At 38.8% G+C, this 1,937-nt stretch carries 2 protein-coding genes; both read left to right on the top strand.

Features of this window, described 5'->3' with window-relative positions; all coding sequences use genetic code 11:
* The first annotated feature begins 250 nt into the window (after positions 1-250).
* Complete coding sequence (gene adcAII / locus ADH54_RS02730; RefSeq protein WP_000744916.1) at positions 251-1,168, top strand: zinc-binding lipoprotein AdcAII; 918 nt, start codon at positions 251-253, stop codon at positions 1,166-1,168.
* Positions 1,169-1,175: 7 nt separating this feature from the next.
* Positions 1,176-1,937, top strand: a 762-nt coding sequence (locus tag ADH54_RS02725; protein WP_049523955.1) for a pneumococcal-type histidine triad protein, incomplete at its 3' end; no start/stop codon positions are given.

Raw genomic sequence — 1,937 nt, 5'->3', positions numbered from 1 at the left:
ATATATGTGACTGACTTCGTCAGTCTTATCTACAACCTCAAAACAGTGTTTTGAGCAACCTACCGGCTAGCTTCCTAATTTGCTCTTTGATTTTCATTGAGTATATAAAGTGAGAATCTGTTGAGTTGTTGAAACTCAGCAGATTTTTATATGTGAAAGAAATTTCAATTTTTTTCTAAAAATAGCTTGACAGATTAAATTTTTAGGAGTAGAATGTTTACCAGTTAATTAAATAGTTAAGGGGTTATCCATGAAAAAACAAAGTTTATTTTTAGTATTGTTAAGTGTCTTTCTTTTGTGTTTAGGGGCTTGTGGTCAAAAGGAAAGTCAGACAGGTAAAGGGATGAAGATTGTGACCAGTTTCTATCCTATCTATGCTATGGTAAAGGAAGTATCTGGTGACTTGAATGATGTTCGAATGATTCAGTCAAGTAGTGGGATTCACTCCTTTGAACCTTCGGCAAATGATATCGCAGCCATCTATGATGCAGATGTCTTTGTTTACCATTCTCATACGCTCGAATCTTGGGCAGGAAGTTTAGATCCCAATCTAAAAAAATCTAAAGTGAAGGTTTTAGAGGCTTCAGAGGGAATGACTTTAGACCGCGTCCCAGGGCTAGAAGATGTGGAAGCAGGGGATGGAGTTGATGAAAAAACGCTCTATGACCCTCACACTTGGCTAGATCCTGAAAAAGCTGGCGAAGAAGCTCAGATTATCGCTGATAAACTTTCAGAGGTGGATAGTGAGCATAAAGAAACTTACCAGAAAAATGCGCAAGCCTTTATCAAAAAAGCTCAAGAACTGACTAAGAAATTCCAGCCTAAATTTGAAAAAGCGACTCAGAAAACCTTTGTAACACAACATACAGCCTTTTCTTATCTAGCGAAGAGATTTGGACTTAATCAACTTGGTATTGCAGGCATCTCTCCTGAACAAGAACCAAGTCCACGACAACTAACAGAAATTCAGGAATTTGTTAAAACCTATAAGGTTAAAACGATTTTTACAGAAAGTAATGCTTCTTCAAAAGTAGCTGAAACTCTTGTCAAATCAACAGGTGTGGGTCTTAAAACTCTGAATCCTTTAGAGGCAGACCCACAAAATGACAAGACTTATTTAGAAAATCTGGAAGAAAATATGAGTGTTTTAGCAGAAGAATTGAAATGAGGAGATTATGAAAATCAATAAAAAATATCTAGCGGGTTCAGTGGCAGTTCTTGCCCTAAGTGTTTGTTCCTATGAACTTGGTCGTTACCAAGCTGGTCAAGTTAAGAAAGATTCTAATCGAGTAGCTTATATAGATGGTGATCAGGCTGGTCAAAAGGCAGAGAACTTGACACCAGATGAAGTTAGTAAGAGAGAGGGAATCAACGCCGAACAAATTGTTATCAAGATTACGGATCAAGGTTATGTGACCTCTCATGGAGACCATTATCATTACTATAATGGTAAGGTTCCTTATGATGCAATCATCAGTGAAGAACTTCTCATGAAAGATCCGAATTATCAGTTGAAGGATTCAGACATTGTTAATGAAATCAAGGGTGGCTATGTGATTAAGGTAGACGGGAAATACTATGTTTACCTCAAGGATGCGGCTCATGCGGACAATATTCGGACAAAAGAAGAGATTAAACGTCAGAAGCAGGAACACAGTCATAATCATGGAGGCGGTTCTAACGATCAGGCGGTAGTTGCTGCCAGAGCTCAAGGACGCTATACAACGGATGATGGCTATATCTTCAACGCATCTGATATCATCGAAGATACGGGCGATGCCTATATCGTTCCTCATGGCAATCACTTCCACTATATTCCTAAGAGTGACTTGTCTGCTAGTGAATTAGCTGCCGCCCAAGCCTTCTTATCTGGGAAAGGTGGGCAATTAAGTACGGTTGAATATCGTTCAAGCAGAGGAGAAGCAAGATCTAGTGTG

The organism is Streptococcus pseudopneumoniae (assembly GCF_001072315.1).
GTDB classification, from domain to species: domain Bacteria; phylum Bacillota; class Bacilli; order Lactobacillales; family Streptococcaceae; genus Streptococcus; species Streptococcus pseudopneumoniae_R.
Note: the sequence above shows the minus strand (reverse complement) of the source record. Positions and strands in the feature narration are given on the sequence as shown.